Below are 19,409 nucleotides of genomic sequence, written 5' to 3'. Positions count from 1 at the left end.
ACAACCCCCTCTTCGTTCCATGCAGTGGTTTCTTCCTCCTCCCCGCGTGCTGTCCGCCCTGCGCCGTCGCAAGGGCATGGCGCTGGTGCTTGTTTTGAGTTTCCTCGTACTTCTCAGTGCGCTCATTCTCGCCTTCTTCGGCAGCGTGACCACGGAGACCAAGGCCTCCCGTTTCGCAGACAACGGGACAAGGGGGCGTGAGCTGGCGGAGACCGCGACCAACATCGTGATGGCCCAGATCCGGGACGCCACGACACGGGGCTCAAACATCGCGTGGGCGTCTCAACCGGGCATGATCCGTACCTACGGCGTCGCCAGCGGCACCAGCAGCGGAGCCTCCAGCGCCCCACTGGCCTACTACAAACTCTACTCCGCCGAACGCATGAGCTGGACTCCAGCGGATGGGGCCTTTTCTCCTGCGACCGACGTGCCGGCCAACTGGCACACCCTTCCTGCCTTGTACACGGATCTCAACCTGCCGGTGAAAAATCTGTCTGGCACCCGGCTCTACCCCATCATGGATCCCACCGCGGCAACGGTTGCGCCAGTCACCCAGGGGTTTGCCATCACCAGTGCCCCTGTGAAAGGCACCGGCGCTGAGGACAACCCCGCACCGATGCCGGTGAGGTGGCTCTATGTGTTGCAGGACGGCACCCTCACGGGCCCTTCTGGCAGTACGGCGTCCGAGGTGACGTGGGCTCCTGGAACCGCGAAGTCCCCATCCAAGAGAAATCCCATCGTGGGCCGTGTGGCCTTCTGGACGGACGATGAGACCAGCAAGGTAAACATCAACACCGCGGCTGGCGACGAGTGGGCGCTTCCCGCCACGGAGCCGGGTTCCTACTGGGATGTGCCGCATCTGTTTACAGACTTTGAAAAGAACAAGCTCGCCCTGCGCCAGCCGGCGCAGCTTGAGTACCAGCGTTATCCGGGGCATCCAGCCACCACTTATCTCAGCGCGGTCATCCCCAGCCTCACGCGTGAGCAGATCGGCTTGATCGCTCCACGTGCTCAGTTCGGAGGATCCAAAGGGGGCACGGTGTGGGCACCCGGCAAGGTGCTGCTGGACACGGACCGACTGTATGCCTCCGTGGATGAGCTGATTTACAATCCAGACCGCAGCACTCAAGCCGGCATGGACAGGACGGTGCTGAAACCTCTGCTGGAGCGCAGCCGGTTCTTCCTCACCGCTCACAGCCGGGCACCAGAGGTGACTCTCTTCAACACCCCGCGGGTCTCGATCTGGCCTGTTCATGCGCTCACGAACACTCCTGCCGCCAAGTATCGCAGTCCCTTTGATGAACTCATCGCCTTCTGCTCGCAGTACCGGATGGCTGGAGTGACCAAAGAGTACTTCTTCAAGCGCAATGACCCGCTCTCCGTGACTTCAGACCTCGCGGCAATTCCTCGCAATGTCGAGCTGTACACCTATCTCCAGAATCTCACCTCGCGCGACATTCCCGGGTTTGGCGGCAAGTTTGACCAGAAGTACCCGCTGGATCGCGATCAGATTCTCACCGAGATTTTCGACTACATCCGTTCCACCAACCTCTTTGACGACAGCATCGAGCCGCAATCGCTGCCGTGGAGCTATCCCACAAAAGGAAAGCAGTTCACCAAAGGACGTTCTGGTGAATCCAGCGGGGTGGCGGGTCATGGACAGGCCGCTCCGATCTACCGGCCGGATCCCTCCAACCCCGGAGACTTGACCAAGAGCACGATGGGCTTTGGCCGCTTCGACACGCTTTCCGAGGTGGGGCTGCACTTCATCTGTACCGCAGACGGGAGCGGTGATCCCGCGCAGGCGGATGCCACCAATGTGGCCAAGGTGGCGAGCAACAAGACTGCGAACCGCACGCTGGTGCAGCCCCTCGCGAACAGCGAAAAACGGGTTGAGGCATTGTTGCTCCTCGAACTATTCTCCGCGGCGCATGGCTGGACAGCCCTCTGCCGGGACATCCAGATTGAGGTGGTGGGGTTGAACCTCCTGTCCCTCAAAGGAGCGGCAGACGGGGCTGCCCAACCGATGGGGTTTCCTGCCACGGCGCGCATGCACATCACCCAGACTTCCGCCGGCACCATTCATGGTCGCGGTTGGGGCGGGCTTGGCGGCTTCCGTACCCACATGCGAGGACGTGGGCTGCCAGCGAGGGGGAACATGGCCAAGGATGGCAACTCCACGAACATGGACAACACCTATCCCTTTGTCAGTGCCCCGGTCACCATCAAGCCTGGGGCCGCAGGACGCATGTTCCTGGAGGCCTCCGGGCCCATCACGATCAACATCTATGCAGGCGGAACCGGCACCGTGAACTCCACCCAGTTGGTTCAATCCCTGCACATGAATTTCACCGGGCATACCTCTGTGACAGAGTTCCCCGCGCCGCAACTGGCCATCGATGGGGCCAGTTCCGGCCAGACTTGGATGCACACCAACAACTCCGTGACTGAGGCCCGTAACTGGTGGACCTTCTCCCGTGATGGAGCCATCTCAGGAGCTCCCGCGCCGAACTACGGCCGCATCTACTACGTAGGTGAGGAACCGGGGCGCAACACCAATCCGGCCGGTGGTGGGGAGGCGAGTGGCAACCCCATCCGAAAATATGACACAGTGCGCACTCTGGTGCCATTTCACGGGGACTACCGGTTGATTGCAGCCCAGCGTGATGTGCCTGAGGGAATCTTCAAGCCCCACCAGTACTACAACGACACCTCCAAGTTGCTCGCCCACTCCATGACGGAGGTGCTGGGCTCGGACATGATCTATGGTGCCACCATGACGGGCAAGCTGGTGAAGTCCGCAGCCTATGCCAGCAGCCGGCGCCCTGACGTTCCCTTCCGGGCGGATGCAGACGGCGGCCCATGGAGCAGCGACTCCGGAGATTTCGACAATGGCCTGGGACCCGTGCCGGACGGGGCGTACATAAACAAACCAGATGAAGGCAGTGCGTATGACGGGGCTGCAGACGCCATCCCATACTTTTCCTACACAGAGCGGCATGAGACAGCGGGGCCTACTTTCTTCTCCCCCAATCGCCAGGTGATGTCCCCGGTGATGTTTGGTTCATTGCCCACTCAGGTGAAGGCCAACGTCCCCTGGCGTACTTTGCTGTTCTGTCCCAACACGGGAGTGGCGACTCATGTGGGGGCTCAGTCGCCCAAGGATCACCTGCTGCTTGATCTGTTCTGGATGCCTGTAGTGGAGCCCTATGCAATCAGCGAGCCTTTCTCCACTGCTGGCAAGATCAACATGAACTACCAGATCATGCCTTTCACTTACATCGAGCGGAGCACGGGGCTGAGAGCCTTGTTGCGCAGCGAGAGGGTGGCGGCTGTGCCTGTGACAAATGCCAACAACTACAAAACTGGCACTGCCACCAACTTCCGGTTGGAAATTGATGCTGCCCAGACGCTGGAGCAGTTCAAGACCCGGTTCACTGCCAATGATATCTTCAAGGCTCCCTCGGAACTCTGCGACCTCTATCTCGTGCCGCAGGGGGCGGCTTTGGCAAACATGGCCACGTACTGGAACACGACCAACACTCTCACGGGGGACAATATGAAAGAGCGTCCGTACGCGACGCTGTATCCACGCCTCACTACCAAGTCCAACACCTATACGGTGCACTACCGCGTGCAGGCACTCCGGCAGGCGGGGCGCAGTCGTGGAGACAGCCCGGATGCCTGGGCCAAGTGGAATGAGACCAACGACCTGATGGTGTCAGAGACCCGCGGCTCGACCGTGTTGGAGCGTTACATTGATCCAGAAGATTCCCGTCTCCAAGACTACGCAACGAAGTCTGCTTCCGCGGCCGACTATGCTCCGCTGGATACCTTGTACCGATTCCGCGTCATCCACAGCAAGCGGTTCCTGCCGTAGCCGAAGGCAGCGGCGCAATTGAGAAGCTCTTGCTGTCTTGATTCACTGCTGCTCTCCAACACGAGGTGACCCAACCGCCTCCGTATTTCACTTGCCCACGTATCCTCCTCTGGGGGAAGATGGGCCTATGATTTATCTCGACTCGAATGCAACCACCCAGACCGATCCACGGGTGGTTGAGGCCATGATGCCGTTCCTGACGAAGCATTTTGCCAACCCTTCCTCCGGGCATGCGGGAGGCAGATTCGTGCACAAGGCGGTGGAACATGCCCGGGAGCAGGTTGCCGCACTCATCGATTGTGAACCCAACGAGCTGATCTTTACCAGCGGGGGCACCGAGGCCAACAATGCCGCGCTGGCATCGGCCCTGACTTTGCAACAGCCGCGCAAGACCCACTTGATCATCTTCAAGACGGAACACCCCTCCGTCCTTGAGCCGGCCCGCCGTTGGACGGAGGAAGGGCGTTCCGCCAGTTATCTGGATGTGAGCAGAGAAGGGGTGCCCATGATTCGGGAGCTGAAAAGCTGTACACGTTCCGGTCAAACGGCGCTGGTGAGCATGATGTGGGCGAACAATGAGACAGGGGTGATCGGCCCGATCGAGGAGTCTGCGGAACTGGTTCATTCCAACGGAGCCATGTTCCATAGCGATGCCGTGCAGGCCGTGGGCAAGATCCCGGTGTCCGTCAAGAAGGTGCCGGTGGACTACCTCAGCCTCAGCGGGCACAAATTTCATGCGCCCAAGGGCATCGGGGCGCTCTTTATCAGCAAGCGGGTGCGCTTTCGCCCATGGATGCTTGGAGGTGGTCAGGAGTTTGGCCGACGCTCTGGAACGGAAAACGTGCCGCACATTGTGGGATTGGGCAAGGCTGCCGAACTGATGCTTGAGCATTTGTGCGACGACGGAGGGGCCAAGGTGGCCGCCATGAGGGATACCTTTGAGCAGCGCATCCTGGCTGAAGTCCCCGGCACGGAGGTCAATGGCAGTCGCGAATTTCGTGTCCCAGGCACCTCCAGTCTTTACTTCCCGGGACTGGATGCCGCCGGGCTTTTGATCCTTCTTGATGACCGTGGAGTTGCGTGCTCGGAAGGATCCGCGTGTCACGCTGAAACGCTGCGTCCCTCCCACGTACTTTGCGCCATGGGCTTTACGGAGGATCGCCTGCGTGGTACCTTGCGGTTCTCCTTCTCCCGCATGAACACCGCAGAAGAAGCCGTCCTGGCGGCGGAAAGGGTGATCGAGTGTGTCGCAAAACTGAAGTCCCTCAATGTTGAGGGACTCGTCAAGATGAGCGCCTAGATCCTTGGCACTGGTCCGGGTACGAGGCGGGAGTAATGCGCCTCCACCCGACTCAAGAACCAGCGCCAGTTCCGACCCGGCCGCCCGTTGTCGAGCAGGAAATGTGGACAGTTCTTGTTGGGCGGGGTCAGCCCGTGCCGGGGCCAGTGATAGTGGGGAACGACGTTCCGCAGGGGAATCTGGTGTTCCATCATGAGGAAGGCGGTCAGCTTGGCGGTGTTATCGATCGTGCGAGCCAGATCGTTGCCACGATGTTCACACATCTCGATGCCGATGCTGTAGTTGTTGCCCGGCCCGTCAAAGTCGGCGTGTTCCCCCTGTTCATTGGTGGGCAGGTGCTGGATGGCCACGTTGTCCTGCACGGTGAAGTGCCAGGTCAAGAAACCGATGCGGTTGCCGCCTCTGCGCTTGGGTGCGCGCAACGCTCCTCTTTTGAGCGCCAGGGCATGGTTGTAGGCATTACCCGTGTAGTTCTGAGTGGAGTGGATGGTGATGAACTGCGGATTCATGCGCCGGAAGGTCTTACGACCGGCCGTGCCTTTGGTGATCATGTCCTGCTGTAGGCGAACTTCCTGCAGCATCCCTACTGGCAATACCTTCCGTTCCACCGGCACCGGACCCAGCCGTCCCTCCCAGCCAGTCACGCGGGGGCTGGTGCTCTCACAGCCCAGGAGGACGGCAATCAGCACCGCCAGACAGAGAAGAGGGGGAAGTAATCTCATGGAGTGTAATATCCATAGATGTAACGCATCCTCACCGTGTGACAAGGGGGGCTTATCACCGGAATGGAATGTAGGGGTGGAGATTTATGACCGGCGGCCCTCAGGATTCCCCGGCCCGCCATCGTTTTCGTCATCGTCGTCCTTCACTCGACGGTGAGTCAGTGTGAGCAGCAGGTCCCACAGGACGAAGGCCACCGCATAGCCAGCGAAAGCGAGCACCACCCCGGCGACCGAGCCGCCGATGTAGAGTGAGGCGGCCCACGGCTTGAGTTGAGCAAAGAAGTTCCAGAATCCCGTCGCCTCGTTCAGGATGCGTTTGAGATCCTTCCAGTCCAACGGGGGAGGGGTGCCGAGATGAAGCGTGTGGCTCAACCAGTTGCCAAACTCGATTTCCCACCAGGCAATGGGCGGCATGGTGACCGGATTGCTGATCCAGCAGGCCACGATGGCGATGGGGATGTTGACCCGGAACAAAGCGGCCAGCAGCGCCGCGAGAGGCATTTGCCCGGGAATGATCAGCATGTTCACGAACAGGCCGATCGCGAGACCTCCGGCGAAACTGTGCCGGGTGGGTTTCCATACTGTCTTGTCCAAAAAGTGCAGCGCGAACCATTTGCGAAGGCGGCTTTGCTTGAGCTTCCGCGGATGGCGGAACCTCTTGTAAAGGCGCAGAACAAATCTTCGGTAGTGCAGGTGCATGAAGGGCGGGGCAGTGACGGAAGATGTCCGTAAAATCAATGATTCTTTTGGCTTGATTGCGGGGGGTGGACCCGCTTAAACCTCAACAACATCTCACCGCCATGAAGAAAATCGAAGCCATCATCAAACCGCACAAGTTCGAGGAAGTCCAGGAAGCGCTCCGTGAGGCGGGAGTATTCGGGATGACCGTGACGGAGGTTAAGGGCTTCGGCAGACAGCGAGGTCATACAGAGATCTATCGTGGCAGCGAGTACACGGTGGACTTTGTTCCCAAGACCAAGATCGAGATCCTCACCACGGACGAGCAGCTTCCCGGCATCATCAAGACCATCATTGAATCTGCCAAAACTGGCAAGGTGGGTGACGGCAAGATTTTCATCTATGAAATCGAAGACGTGCTGCGCATCCGGACGAACGAGCACGGTGTAGATGCCCTTTGATTTGCCCTATCGGCTCTGAGCCGATTCCAATCTCCTGCAAGCCGCAGGCCCTCCCATTGGAGGGCCTGTTTTATTTTTTGCCGTGGTAACGGTCAGCGTGCCAGCCAGAGCAGCAGCACCCCTCCGAGGACGACCCGGTAGATGGCGAAGCCGTTGAAGGTGTGACTCTGGACAAAGCGGATCAGCCAACGCACCACCACGAAAGCAGAAACAGCGGCGGCGATGAAGCCCAAGCCCACGTGGAACCAGTTGAGGGTGGCAAACTCGCCATCCTTCAAGGCTTTCAGAATCTCATAACCGCCTGCGGCCAGCAGGGTTGGGACGCCGAGCAGGAAGGAGAACTCTGTGGCCACAGGGCGGGACAGCCCCATCATGAGGGCGATCATGATCGTGGCACCGGAGCGGGAAGCTCCTGGGAACACCATTGCGATCAACTGACCGGCAGCCACCCCGATGACGATAGGCCAGGTGAGCGAGTCAGAAAGCACACGGCGCTTGCCGAAGGCTTCCACCCCAAAGATGACGAACCCCCCGATCAATGTGGCCCAGGCCACTGGCCGGGCGTCCTCGGGGAGTTCCAATCCCAGTTTTTTCATCGCCATGCCGGCTACGCAGGTAATCAGGAAAGCCGTGCCCAGCTTCATGAGAAGGTCACGGTTCTCAGCCTTGCCCAGGCCGAAGGCCATGCCGCTGAACTTTTTCCAGAAGAGGGGGACCAGGGCGAGGGCCGCTCCGCTCTGAATGACAATGTTGAACAGCTCCGATTGCCGGGGGAGCCATTTCTGGGCGATCAGCAGGTGACCGGTGGAGGAAACTGGGATGAACTCCGTGAGTCCTTCAATAAGGCCGAGAATGATGACGGTTAGCCAGTCGGGCATGGTGAGGTTGGGGGGATGAGCCGGGCATGATGGGGGAGGATCATGGATGCGCAAGCTTCAATAGCAGGCGGCCGGTGAACTTGGCTTCATATGCAACTTGATCGTGGCAATCCTCGCAACCCCGGCTACGGTGTCGTCCCCCGCCAGCCCGAAGTCTCTTTTTCAACGCATTGATCCTTAAAACTGTCGCAAGCCGAATGCTCCGTCGTCCGACCCTATTGCCGCACCAGAACCCGCCCCGTGGACCCGTATTGGGTTGGCTCGCAGTCGTGGCCATGATGACGGTTCTGTTGGGGGCTGGGCCCGCCGCAGCCTTCGACACGGTCCGCTGTCAGTTGGCGGATGGATTCGACTTCCCCTGTGGCAAGCCAGAGGGCACGGGCTACTACAAAGCCCGCGGATTCTGGCCCAACGGGCACCTCGGCGAAGACTGGAACGGCTCCGGTGGTGGAGACAGTGACCTCGGGGATCCCATCTACGCGATCGGGCGCGGGATCGTGGTGCAGTCGGAGGATATCAAGGTCGGCTGGGGAAACGTGGTCATCATCCGGCACGTCTTCCGCGAAGTGACCGGCAAAATTGAGATGGTGGACTCTCTCTACGGACACCTTCTGGAACGGAAGGTCAAAGTGGGACAGATGATCGAGAAGGGCCAGCTTGTGGGCACCATGGGGGGGAACAACGGCATGTACCCGGTTCACCTCCACCTTGAGGTGCGGAAGAATCTCACCATCGGGATGAACCGTTCCAAGTTCGCCAAGGACTATTCCAACTACCACAGTCCCACGGCCTTCATCAATGCCCATCGCCAGCTGGCCTCCGACTTCAAAAAGTACGATGTGCCGATCAATACGTTTGCGCCTTACGGGGGTGAATTGACGGAGGCTCAAGAGCGTGTTTCTGGAGCCACTTCTTCTGCGGCGAACACCGCCTCTGGGGTTGCGCCCTCCCGAGGATTCACGCGCACGGGTCGCGGATTAACCATCCCTGTCATCAATGGTCCAGGCAGCGGCTATCCAGCTGCTGGCAAACCCGCCGCGGGGGCGACCTCGGCTTCCACCGCGCCAGCGCCTGGTGCACCGGGGCCCTCCACTATTCCAGGCAGCACGCTGCCCACTCCCCCTGCGGATCCGAATGCGGGGAAGGGCGACTTCTGGTCCCGGCTCAAGTCCAAGATTGCCAATGGTGGGGTGACCACCGGTCTTGACGAGAAGTAGCGGCTGAGGGGCGGCAGTTTTCGGTCCGGTCAGGAGAGAATCTCGACCGGACAGGGCGGCAGGGCGTTAAGAAAGGCCCGGCCGTAGGGCTTGGTGAGTACCCGGTTGTCCAGGATGGCGCAGATGCCCTGATCCTTTTTTGTTCGGATCAGGCGGCCCACTCCCTGGCGGAGTTTGAGAATCGCCTCCGGCACGGAGTACTCGGTGAAAGGGTTGCCGCCGCTTTCTTCGATGTGTTCCAGGCGGGCAGCCGTGAGGGGGTGATCTGGCACGGCGAAGGGGAGCTTGGTGATGATGACATTGCTCAGGGCCTCCCCTGGCACATCCACGCCAGTCCAGAAGCTCTCCGTGCCGAAGAGGATACTGTGGGTGTCCCGGCGAAACTCGGCGAGAAGCTGGTGACGCGGCAAATTCCTGCCCTGAACGAGTAGAGTCCAGCCGCGATCTTCGCAGAACTCTTCCATCTGCTCCGCGATGCGGGTCATCTGCGTGTAGCTGGTGAAGAGCACAAAGGCCCGCCCCTGGGAGAGGTCCAGGAAGTGCTCAATCCACTTGGGGAGGGCGGCCTCATGCTCCTTGGTGCCTGGCGCTGGCATCGATTTCACCAGATAAAGCCGCATCTGTTTCTCGAAATCAAACGGGCTGGCGATATTGACCGCCACGGTGGAGGTGGCCCCGACGCGCTGACGGAAATAGCTCAGGTCCTCTCCTTCGCCCACTCCCAACGTGGCACTGGTCAGGATACAGGCCTTGTCTCCACGGAAGAACAGCTTCGAAAGCTGGGGGCTGACATCGATGGGGGCGCTGTGCAGGCTTACGGACTTGTTCTCCCCGTTGCTCCGCTCCACCCAGTACACGTGGTCGTCCTCGCTCTGATCGAGGAAGGCGGTCATCCCAGCCTGCACGGAGGCCAGCCGCCGGGTCAGATCCTGGAATTCCAACCGGGAAGTTTCATTTTTGGCCGCGTCTCCGGCTATTTTTGTCCGCTCGATGACCCGGTGCAAGGGGAGGGCGAGGGTGTTGTCCACCAGCCCCGTTTCCCGGACCCGGAATTCCCGGCTTTGCTGGTTCATGAAGTGAGACGAGCCTTCCACGGCGCGGAAGAACATCTCCATCGCGTCCAGGGCCTCTGTCACCGCGCGGCATCCTATGGAATCCCCCTGGTGGGGGAACTGACCCTTCTTGGTCCGTGGATTGAAGAGCCGTTGCAACTCAAAGCGGATGCTGCTTTCGGACAGGTGGAGGCCGAAGGCCCTCGCGGCCACGTTCTCGATCGTGTGGGCTTCGTCCACGATCAGGAAGTCCTTGGGATAGAGGAAGTTGGCGTCCTCAGGCAGGACATCCTCCGTGGAGGACAGCAGCATGAAGAACAGGGAGTGGTTCATCACCAGGACATCCGCCTCCGCCATGCGCTTGCGCACGGCCTGGTAGAAGCAACGGGTCTGGCCGCAGCGGCGAGGGGTGCAGATGTAGGATTCGCTGCAAATCTGAGACCACACCTTGGGGGACGGGGTAAAGTCCAGATCACTCAGGCTGCCGTCCTGCGTTTTCTGGCTCCATTCCCAGATCAGTTTCAACTCCGCCTGCTCGCTGGTCGTGAAGAGATCTGGCGTGCCTTGAAAGGCCCGATCCAGACGCTGGGGACAGAGGTAGTTGCCGCGCCCTTTGAGGAGTTCTGACTTGAAGGGGGTTCCGATGATCTTCTGCACGATGGGCAGATCCTTGTGAATGAGCTGCTCCTGGAGGTTGATCGTGTGGGTGGTGATGATCGCTTTCCGCTTCTTTTCCACCGCAAATGTCACGGAGGGAAGGAGGTAGGCGAGGGACTTTCCAACCCCTGTGGCCGCCTCAATGACGACCGGACGGGTTGTCTCCAGCGCTTTTCCAACTATTTTTGCCATGCGCTGCTGCTGCTTCCGGTACTCGAAGTCAGGAGACTTTGCCAGGATGCCATCGGGCGAGAATGCCTGCCCCATGCGCTCCGCCAGTGAGGGTTGGGCGGCACTTTCGGCATCGGAGGCAATGTGAATCATGGAGGTTGTTTTGATACGTCCGGCCGGGCTGCTGCGCAAGGTGCAGACGGTGGTTGGGCGTTTGCCCCTCCTTGACGAGGGCCGCTTTGTGTTGAAACCTCCCACCCCCAAGCATGACAAAGCATCTCCGGAAAGTGCTCACTCCCGTTTTAGACGGCTGCAACGCCATCTGGCGCTGGTTGCGGCACTCCCCGAATGCCGGCTGGCTCGCCCTGTTGCTGGCAGTCATCGTCATGTTCATCTGCCAGATGGCCGGGTATCACCGCAACTACATGCCGGTGACACCTTCCAACATCAATGAGCTCCCGAAAGGCTGGGAGGCACCGCCGGAGGGCGCATACTTCACCCTCTACATCCTGTCCTACATGCGCCTGTTCGTGCTGGTCGGCGGGGTGGCCTACCATGCGTTCATCCTGCGGGCTTATCCTGACGCCCGCAAGATGGTGATCCCGACATGGATTGCCTGTGGTTATCTCGCGCTCTGGGCGCTGGTCAGCCAGTTGTATGATCGCTGGGAGACGCTCAGTGCCAGCTTCTCTGGTGAGGTCTTTTCTGTCACGGCATTTGCGGTTCAACTGCTGCTCATTCTTGGGCTGCTGTGCACGCCGCCTCTGGTGCTCATGTACTACGCCCGCAGCAAGATTCTCGAGCGTTACGTCATGCGCTCGTTCCTGCAGCCGGTGATGTTCTGTTTCATCGCCTTCTGCACGCTCTGGATCGTGATGGACCTGCTGGACAACATGCAGGACTTCCAGGAGAACAAGATTTCCAGGACGCAGATCGTGATGTTCTACATCAAGCTGATTCCGTTCATCTTTGTGACGGTGGCTCCCATCACGCTGCTCCTGTCCACCCTGTACACCCTGGGGCGTATGTCCCGTACGAACGAGCTGATCTCGATGCTGGGCACGGGCAAGAGCATGTTCGATGTGCTCAAGCCCTTCTACGTGATCGCGTGCTGTGCGTCGCTGCTGGGCATGGCGGCCAACTACCACTGGGCTCCGGTTTCTGCGGGCAACAAGGAGAAGCTTCTTGAGAACGTGAAGGAGCGTATCGGGAAGAACTTCCTGGTAATGGGCCTGATGTACCGCAACCAGGAAGATCGGCGGACGTGGTTTGTCGGTCAGGTGCCGGAAGATCTGCGCGGAGACCGCATGCGTCGTATCGAAATCCGCCAGGAAGATGAGCAGGGCCGCCTGGTGAAAGGCTGGTTTGCCAAGAGCGCCTTCTGGTGGCCAGATCGCAAGGTGTGGTCCTTCTACTCTGGGGTGGAGGTCACTTATAAGAATGGGCAAGTCGTGGCGATGCAGAACTTTGACACCGGTACGGGGCACCCGCGCATCGACTTTGAAGGCTGGACGGAAACCCCCTGGATCCTCCTCAGCGGCACCTTGGTACCTGACTATCTGGGGGTCCCGGATTTGATCTCCTACATCCGCGGGAACTCCGCGTACGGGCAGCGGAAGCTCGCCCCGTACCTGACCCACCTCTTCTACCGGTTCACATTCCCCTGGCAGTGTCTGGTGGTGGTGCTGTTCGCGGCTCCGCTTTCCGTCGTGTTTTCCCGGCGAGGTCTCGTGGGCGGGCTCTCCATGGCCGTGATCTTCTTCTTTGTGCTGATGTTCATGGACAACCTTTTCCTGAACCTCGGGAAGAGCAACATCATCCCCTCGTTCATCTCCGTCTGGCTGCCGCACCTGCTGCTGGGGAGCATTGGCGTTTACCTGTTCAAGTTGCGATCGCAGAACCGGGAACTGCCTAAACTCTCCATCAAGACACTCCGTGAGAAGCTGGCGCTGGGCTGGCAGGCCCTGCGCTCACGCATCTTCGTCAAGACAGCCTAGCCTTTGGGATGCAAGCGAACTGGAACATCAAATCACGAGCCCACGAATGCTCCCGCACGAACCGCCCATTCGAAGAGGGGGAGAGGTTCTATACTGCCATCTATTTCGATACCGGATCGGGCGAATTCCAGAGACGGGACGTGGCGGAGTCCGCTTGGAAAGAGGAGCTCGCGGAGCGGAAACCCTTTTCCTATTGGAAGTCCGAGTACGTCAAGCCAGAGAGCATGAAGCCGAAGGTGGAAATCACCGGACGCGAAAGTGCAGAAGACCTGCTGAGGCGCTTTGTCGAGGAGGATGAAGAGCACACCGAACACGCTCGCTACATCCTGGCGTTGATGCTCGAGCGGAAAAAGCAGCTCGTGCCCAAGGAGACCAAAGAGACAGAGCTCGGCAAGACGATCATCTACGAACACCGCAAAAGCGGGGAAGTTTACATCATCAAGGATCCTGAACTCCGGCTCGATGAGCTGGCCATGGTGCAGGACGAAGTTGCCATGCTCCTGGGCTTTGGCGGTCCCGCTGCCGAAGCGGCTGCCGCGGTTGGCATGCGGATCACGCCGGACGGCAAGGTCGAAAACTTGGAAAAGGGCAAGAAAGGTGGCAAGGCGGGCAAGGGCGCGAGTGCTCAAGGCCAGCCTCCGATCGAGGCCCCGCCTTCGGACGTGGAAGTGCCTGCTGCAGAAGCGTCAGGGGAATCCCCGACGACAGAGGAAGCGCCTTCCACGGAGAATCCCGAAGGCTCCGAAGCCCCCACAGAAGAGGGGGAGCCGGTTGCCGAAGGGCTTGAAGAAACCCCATCGGATGAGGTGGTCGAAGCGGCCGCAGAATCAGAAGAAGTCGCGACATCTGATGAGGAAGTGACAGACGCAGAGCTGTCCGAGACGGAGGCGGCTGAGAAGGAAACCGCTTCAGCTTCAGACGAGCCAGAAGCCCCTGAACGCTCCGCTTAAGCGGACCCACGCCAGTGCTGTGCCCGGGAAGACCACGGGCTAGCGGCTGAAATTTTTATACCTACACATGATTTCCAGAAATCCTTTTGCTCAGGCTGTCTTGCTTCTCTTCAGTGTCGCGTTCTTCTGCTCCTGTGAGATGGAGGCGAAGGGACGGGCGGCGCCTGACCGGGCTGGAAGTCGTTCGTCGGACAATGCCGTGCCGGGGTATCAAGAGGTGAAGGTGGAAATCCGGGAGGATGGGCTTGCCTATCTCCCCGGTACAGAAGCGCCCTTCACCGGGGATGCGGTTGAGCTCCACTATGATCGGACGCCGCCCCGGTTGGCCCGTCGCACACCGTATGTCAAAGGTCGCCGCCACGGCATGATGGTAAGCTTCACCAGCGGAGGCAAGCTGCGGGAGGAACGCACCTTTGATCAAGGCAGACCCGCGTTCCTGGTGGTGTACCACGGCAACGGCAAGAAGAAGTACCAATTTGCCTTGAACGAGAAGGAGGTTGGGGAAGGCCCCATCTTGCGCTGGTATGACAATGGGGTGCTCTGGTCCGAAGGGCAGCTCGACGCTGAGGGCCGTTTCCACGGCGAGGGGAAGGACTATGATCGCGACGGACGGCTAATGGGGCACTACATCAAGGAGCACGGAAAGCTCAAGGAGATCCGCTTTGAAACGCCCGAGATGATGGCGGAGAGGCTCCAGCAGGAAGCTGGGAAGCCGTCAGCCGATGTCATTGAGGCGGAAGCTTCCGGACAAAGTCCTTAAGGCCTGAGTCTGGCTTTTCAGCGTCGGGTCAGCCAGAAGACTCCAGCCAAGCCAGCGAGGAGGACGGAGGTCAGTACGAGGCGCCACAGCGTGGACGAGTCGTTCTGAGGAGTCGAGGGAGTGATCGGGGCGGGCTCGGGAGGGCTGGTCGTTTTGAGAGGCAATGGAAAGGCCCGGCTGGTCTCGCCGGGGTAAACGGATTGGGGGGTGATTTTGGGATTGCTGAGTTCTGAATTGAGCAGGATCACCGGGACGGCGGCGGAACGGGCGAGGGCAAGCTTGAACTCCCTGGCCTCTGCCATGGGTTCCACCCGACAGCTGGCCAGCAGATGCACTTCCGCACTCGTGGGAGAGAGTGCGGTGGTCAAGGTGCTGTCGATGGCCTGAACGGTCCATGTGGGGTGGGTCTGAGAGGTGCCGAAGACAAACTGGAGGGTGCTGGCCAGGTACTGGCGCGCGCGATCCTGGTTGGCGGCCCGATCTGCCTCGCTCTGATCCCACCACCAAGATCCGGGTATGGGAGGCAGCGTAGAAGGGACTTCGTGGAGAAAGAGCCGAGGATCGAGATTCACCTTCAGCTCGCAGGTGCGGTCCGGGTGAAAAACGGCTTCCACGACGAGCGTGGGGATGGGATGGGCCTGGATACGGACCGCTGTCAGAATGAATAGCAAAGCCATCAGAGCCCACTGCCTACGAACCATAAGGGAACCTCGAAGAACTTGCTGAAAATGCCAACTTGAAATCTTACGCGGGAAGGTGTCTGGAAGGGTTGCCATCAAACTGATGAAAAAAAAAGGAAGAGTTGACTTTCATGGGTCCATTCGGTTGAAAGGAGGTGACAAATGGGAGCCTACCTCAGAACCTTGACCAGCGGTGATACCTTTCCTCTGGAGGACTTTAACCTCATCGGACGCAGTGAGGAGGCCACCATCCGCCTGAACGACGCGGGAGTCTCCAGACAACATGCCACCATCCGCCGTGAAGGGGTGCATTATTGGCTGGTGGACCTGGGCAGCGCGAACGGGAGCTACGTCAATGACATGGCGCTGACGACCGCGCGTGTGCTTCGCGACGGTGACCGGTTGCAGATCGGTGGTGCCGTGTTCCTCTTTGACCAGAGTGAGAGCTCAGCCAACAGCGACACCACCATGCTCGGCACCAAGACCCAGGTGTTGCGCCGCAACCCTGTGCCGATGAAGACCACATCGGCCACCTTGCTGGTGGGCGATCTCAAAGGATTTACCCAATTGAGCTCCCAGCTCAGTGCTGAGGAACTGGCCGAACTGTTGCGCGAATGGTACGCGGACTGCAACACCATCATGAAGCGCTATGGCGCGATGATCGACAAGTTCATCGGCGACTGCGTGTTTGCCTACTGGCCGGGGATTGAGGCCGATATCCGCCAGAAGGCGGTGGCCGCTGCGCGCGCCCTGCGCGAGGTGGAGGTGACGGTGACCACCCCAGTGCGCAAGCACCTTCGCGAGACTCGCGGCGTGGTGTTGGACTGTCGCATTGGTATGCATTTGGGTCCTGTGGCCCTGGGAGCGATGGGCAAGGGCATCAACACCGCCCTGGGCGATGCAGTGAACCTCGCCTTCCGTATTGAAAGCCTGACCCGGCAGACGCGCCAACCCATCTTGGTGAGTGCCGCGTTTCTGGATGGCTGGGCGGAGGGCCAGGAATGGTTCGAGCCTTGTGGAGCCTATGAGGTGAAGGGGCATCCGGACAAAGTGGAGGTCTTTGGCCTACGCCAGGGACAGGCATAGAGGAGTGTATCGGTCCGACACATTTTTTTGAATGTTCACGGGCGGTGGTCGTCGAACTACGACCACCTCCATGAAGATTCCCGCCGTTTGCAGTGTCGGAGCCCTCGCGGCTGCGTTCACCCTGAGTTCCTGTGTGTCCTACTACCCAGGACCCAATGAACGGGTGGGTGGCGTGGCTGGGGCGGTAACCGGTGCCGCGGCTGGCGGCATCATCGGCCACCAGAGTGGTCGGGGATTGGAAGGCGCAGCCATCGGTGGCGTGCTCGGGGCTCTGGCGGGTTCATTGATCGGCAACTCCCAGGATCAATACGCTTACGGCGGCTATGGGTACGGACCGCCCCCGCCGCGATACTATTCTTCGTACTCGTACGACTACTGCCCGCCACCTGTCGTTTACAGGCGGACCTACGCGCCGCGCTATTACGGTGGTCATTGCTGGTAAGCCTGGAGCAGGCTCCTGTCTGCTGGAGGCGGCTGACAAACCTCCTGTAACTTCGTGTTGCGGTCGACGTTGGTAGGCGGCATGGCTTTCTCCATGGCGTATCGGCACACCTTCGCTTCCTTTGGCGGTCTTCTGACATTGATCTTCGGGTTGACCCACTGCGGGCCAAAGCAGGAGTCGCCAGTGCCTGACAAGACGGCTTCCGCGTCCCCTCCTGCCGCCCCTGCACCCACACCCACGCCAGCCCCACCCGCAGGCAAACTCAAGTTTGCCTGGACGGAGGAGCTGCTGAACAAGGAGATCAAGTTCCACAACCCGGAGTACGAGGGCGGTGGACAGTTCCGCATCGAGGGCGGTGAGCCACTCGCAGTCGGCCTGGATGGGGCCAAGGTGAGCAACCTAAAGTTTCTGGAAGGTCGTCCCCACCTGACCGCGGTGTATCTCAGCGACACTCAGGTGAGCGATCTCACTCCGTTGAAGGGGCTGCCGATCAAGGAACTCTACATCGAGCGTACGAAGGTACGGGATCTGTCTCCTTTGCGTGGCATGCCGCTGACCAAGCTTTATCTCACCGGAGCGCCGGTGCAGGATCTGGGACCCTTGGAAGGGCTGCCCCTGACCGACTTCAACGCCAAAGACTGTCCCGTGTCCGACATTTCCGGACTGCGCAAGAGTCCGCTCTCGATGGTGTGGCTGAATGGGTGCCCGGTGAGCAACATTGCTCCGTTGAAAGGGCTGCCGCTGAAGAGCCTCACCTTGCACCTTACCCGGGTGGTGGATCTCAGTCCGCTCACGGGTTCGTCTTTGGAGCGGCTGCACATCGGTGAAACGCCTGTAGAAGATCTCACGCCTCTCCAGGGGCTGCATCTCACGAGGCTGGTGTTCACTCCAGATCGCATAAAAAAGGGGCTGGATGTCGCGAAGGCTCTGCCGCTTGGGGAGATTGGCACCAAGTTTGCCGAAGAGGGCAACGATCTCAAGCCGCCGGCTGCGTTCTGGGCATCCCGTCCCACAGGGCCCTGAGGCCAATGCGGAAACCTTGCGAGTTGGGGATCTCCTTCGAGTCAGACGGAACGGCATAAAAAAGGGGAGTCGGGCCATGCCCTTCTCCCCTGAATTTTATAGCGGCCCAGACCCGAATCAGATCCACATCCCAGCCGGGATGATGGCGTCCTTGGGGATGACCACAATGCCATCGCGGATGTAGTAGAGACCTTCCGGATGGTCGAAGTTTTCTGGTTTGTCCTTGGGCGTGATCACCACGCCATCGCCGATGTGGACGTTTTTGTCGATGATCGCACGCTCGATCTTGCAACGTCGGCCAATGCCGGTGGCCGGCCGATTGATGGGGCAGTTCACGGCACCGGCGTAGTAGTCGGCTCCCATGATGATGCAGTCTTTGATGGAGGTCTCAGCCTCCACCACCGTGCGAATACCGAGGATGCTGTTTTCAATCCGGGCTTCGGACAGAATGCAGCCGTCTGAGAGCAGGGCACGATGAATGCTGCCGCCGTTGATCTTGGTGGCAGGCAGGAAGCGTGCGTGCGTGTAGATCGGGGCCTGCGAATCAAAGAAGTCGTACTGGGGCACCACTGAACAGAGATCCAGGTTGGCCTCGAAGAAGCTGCGGATGGTGCCGATGTCCTCCCAGTACCCCTGGAAGGGATAGCTCAGGACCTTGTAGTCCTTGATCGCCTGTGGGATGATGTGCTTGCCGAAGTCCACGAAGTCATTGTCCAGGGCGGCGATAAGGGCAGCACGGTTGAAGACATAGATGCCCATGCTGGCCTCATAGTAGGGCTGGTCTTCGCCCAGCTTCAATTCCTTCACGATCTCTGCCGGCATGGCGAGAGATTGCAGAACTGCGGGATCCTTCGGTTTTTCAACAAAGTTCCGAATCCGGCCATCGGGATCGGTCTGCATGATGCCAAAGGACTTGGCCTGCCGCTCGTCCACCGGGATGGTGGCAATGGTGATGTCCGCGTTGTTCTCCAGATGTCGGGTCAAGACTTTGCGGAAGTCCATGCGGTACAGCTGGTCACCGCTGAGGATGAGAAAGTACTCGTACTTGCCCTGCGTGAAGTTGCGCAGGTTTTGGCGGACAGCGTCTGCCGTGCCCTGATACCAGGCCTCGCCTTCAGGCGTTTGTTGAGCCGCCAGAATTTCCACAAAACCATGGCTGAAAAGGTCGAACTTGTAGGCTCTGCTGATGTGCCGGTTGAGCGAGGCGCTGTTGTATTGTGTCAACACATACACCTGGCGCACGCCGCTGTTGATGCAGTTGCTGATGGGGATGTCCACTAGACGATACTTGCCAGCAAGTGGGACGGCAGGCTTGGCCCTGTCTTTGGTCAGCGGGAAGAGTCGTGTGCCAGCCCCCCCACCCATGATGATTCCCAACGTGTGACGATTCAGAATCGCTTCAGTTTCGAAACGATTCACGGAGGAAGCAGCAGCAGCCATGGTGGAATTTTCCTG

Annotated in this window: 16 protein-coding genes; 10 read left to right on the top strand and 6 right to left on the bottom strand. The window is 59.7% G+C overall.

Going from position 1 to position 19,409, the window contains the following annotated elements; translation table 11 throughout:
- Window positions 1-19 precede the first annotated feature (19 nt).
- Both vccA and BV034_RS28355 read left to right on the top strand, forming a co-directional pair.
- Window positions 20-3,880, top strand: coding sequence for a Verru_Chthon cassette protein A (gene vccA, locus BV034_RS28360; RefSeq protein ID WP_050030319.1), 3,861 nt, complete (start codon window positions 20-22; stop codon window positions 3,878-3,880).
- A 127-nt stretch (window positions 3,881-4,007) separates the two neighbouring features.
- Window positions 4,008-5,180: a cysteine desulfurase family protein gene (locus BV034_RS28355; RefSeq protein ID WP_050030318.1), complete on the top strand. Its 1,173-nt coding sequence runs from the start codon at window positions 4,008-4,010 to the stop codon at window positions 5,178-5,180.
- Here BV034_RS28355 and BV034_RS28350 read toward each other — a convergent pair.
- Entirely contained in the window at window positions 5,177-5,902 is a 726-nt protein-coding gene (locus tag BV034_RS28350) for an N-acetylmuramoyl-L-alanine amidase (protein WP_265593567.1), read from the bottom strand. The genes BV034_RS28355 and BV034_RS28350 overlap by 4 nt on opposite strands.
- An 84-nt stretch (window positions 5,903-5,986) precedes the next feature.
- Window positions 5,987-6,601 carry a DUF2062 domain-containing protein gene (locus tag BV034_RS28345; protein ID WP_050030316.1) on the bottom strand — a complete coding sequence of 205 codons (615 nt, stop codon included), beginning with the start codon at window positions 6,599-6,601 and terminating at the stop codon, window positions 5,987-5,989.
- Between the two features lie 101 nt (window positions 6,602-6,702).
- Between BV034_RS28345 and BV034_RS28340 the strand changes: the two genes are divergently transcribed.
- Window positions 6,703-7,041 carry a P-II family nitrogen regulator gene (locus BV034_RS28340; RefSeq protein WP_050030315.1) on the top strand — a complete coding sequence of 113 codons (339 nt, stop codon included), beginning with the start codon at window positions 6,703-6,705 and terminating at the stop codon, window positions 7,039-7,041.
- A 92-nt stretch (window positions 7,042-7,133) separates the two neighbouring features.
- On the opposite strand, the gene BV034_RS28335 is transcribed toward BV034_RS28340, so the two are convergent.
- Window positions 7,134-7,919, bottom strand: a complete 786-nt coding sequence (locus tag BV034_RS28335) for an undecaprenyl-diphosphate phosphatase (protein WP_050030314.1) — start codon at window positions 7,917-7,919, stop codon at window positions 7,134-7,136.
- A gap of 275 nt (window positions 7,920-8,194) precedes the next feature.
- Here BV034_RS28335 and BV034_RS28330 point away from each other — a divergent pair, with 275 nt between their 5' ends.
- Window positions 8,195-9,136 carry a M23 family metallopeptidase gene (locus BV034_RS28330; protein ID WP_265593566.1) on the top strand — a complete coding sequence of 314 codons (942 nt, stop codon included), beginning with the start codon at window positions 8,195-8,197 and terminating at the stop codon, window positions 9,134-9,136.
- Window positions 9,137-9,165: 29 nt separating this feature from the next.
- On the opposite strand, the gene BV034_RS28325 is transcribed toward BV034_RS28330, so the two are convergent.
- Window positions 9,166-11,169: a helicase C-terminal domain-containing protein gene (locus BV034_RS28325; RefSeq protein WP_050030312.1), complete on the bottom strand. Its 2,004-nt coding sequence runs from the start codon at window positions 11,167-11,169 to the stop codon at window positions 9,166-9,168.
- 113 nt (window positions 11,170-11,282) lie between these two features.
- Here BV034_RS28325 and BV034_RS28320 point away from each other — a divergent pair, with 113 nt between their 5' ends.
- The 3 genes from BV034_RS28320 (at window position 11,283) to BV034_RS28310 (ending at window position 14,723) form a co-directional block, all read left to right on the top strand.
- Window positions 11,283-13,013 (top strand): LptF/LptG family permease, encoded by a 1,731-nt coding sequence (locus BV034_RS28320; protein WP_050030311.1) that lies wholly within the window; start codon window positions 11,283-11,285, stop codon window positions 13,011-13,013.
- Window positions 13,014-13,021: 8 nt separating this feature from the next.
- Window positions 13,022-13,963, top strand: a complete 942-nt coding sequence (locus tag BV034_RS28315) for a hypothetical protein (protein ID WP_050030310.1) — start codon at window positions 13,022-13,024, stop codon at window positions 13,961-13,963.
- 67 nt (window positions 13,964-14,030) lie between these two features.
- On the top strand, window positions 14,031-14,723 hold the full coding sequence (locus tag BV034_RS28310) for a hypothetical protein (protein WP_050030309.1): 693 nt from the start codon (window positions 14,031-14,033) through the stop codon (window positions 14,721-14,723).
- A 17-nt stretch (window positions 14,724-14,740) separates the two neighbouring features.
- Here BV034_RS28310 and BV034_RS28305 read toward each other — a convergent pair whose 3' ends face one another.
- Window positions 14,741-15,400 (bottom strand): hypothetical protein, encoded by a 660-nt coding sequence (locus BV034_RS28305; RefSeq protein ID WP_050030308.1) that lies wholly within the window; start codon window positions 15,398-15,400, stop codon window positions 14,741-14,743.
- Between the two features lie 165 nt (window positions 15,401-15,565).
- Here BV034_RS28305 and BV034_RS28300 point away from each other — a divergent pair, with 165 nt between their 5' ends.
- The 3 genes from BV034_RS28300 to BV034_RS28295 all read left to right on the top strand — a co-directional run bounded on the left by BV034_RS28300 (window position 15,566) and on the right by BV034_RS28295 (window position 17,954).
- A complete protein-coding gene (locus tag BV034_RS28300) occupies window positions 15,566-16,489 on the top strand; it encodes an adenylate/guanylate cyclase domain-containing protein (RefSeq protein ID WP_050030307.1) in 924 nt (307 codons plus the stop codon).
- Between the two features lie 70 nt (window positions 16,490-16,559).
- On the top strand, window positions 16,560-16,931 hold the full coding sequence (locus BV034_RS35255) for a glycine zipper domain-containing protein (protein ID WP_081888173.1): 372 nt from the start codon (window positions 16,560-16,562) through the stop codon (window positions 16,929-16,931).
- Window positions 16,932-17,012: 81 nt separating this feature from the next.
- Window positions 17,013-17,954, top strand: a complete 942-nt coding sequence (locus BV034_RS28295) for a leucine-rich repeat domain-containing protein (protein WP_050030306.1) — start codon at window positions 17,013-17,015, stop codon at window positions 17,952-17,954.
- 117 nt (window positions 17,955-18,071) lie between these two features.
- On the opposite strand, the gene BV034_RS28290 is transcribed toward BV034_RS28295, so the two are convergent.
- Window positions 18,072-19,394: a glucose-1-phosphate adenylyltransferase gene (locus BV034_RS28290; RefSeq protein ID WP_081888183.1), complete on the bottom strand. Its 1,323-nt coding sequence runs from the start codon at window positions 19,392-19,394 to the stop codon at window positions 18,072-18,074.
- Between the last annotated feature and the right edge of the window lie 15 nt (window positions 19,395-19,409).

It is taken from the genome of Verrucomicrobium sp. BvORR034, from assembly GCF_000739635.1.
Classification (GTDB): Bacteria; Verrucomicrobiota; Verrucomicrobiia; order Verrucomicrobiales; family Verrucomicrobiaceae; genus Verrucomicrobium.
Note: the sequence above shows the minus strand (reverse complement) of the source record. Positions and strands in the feature narration are given on the sequence as shown.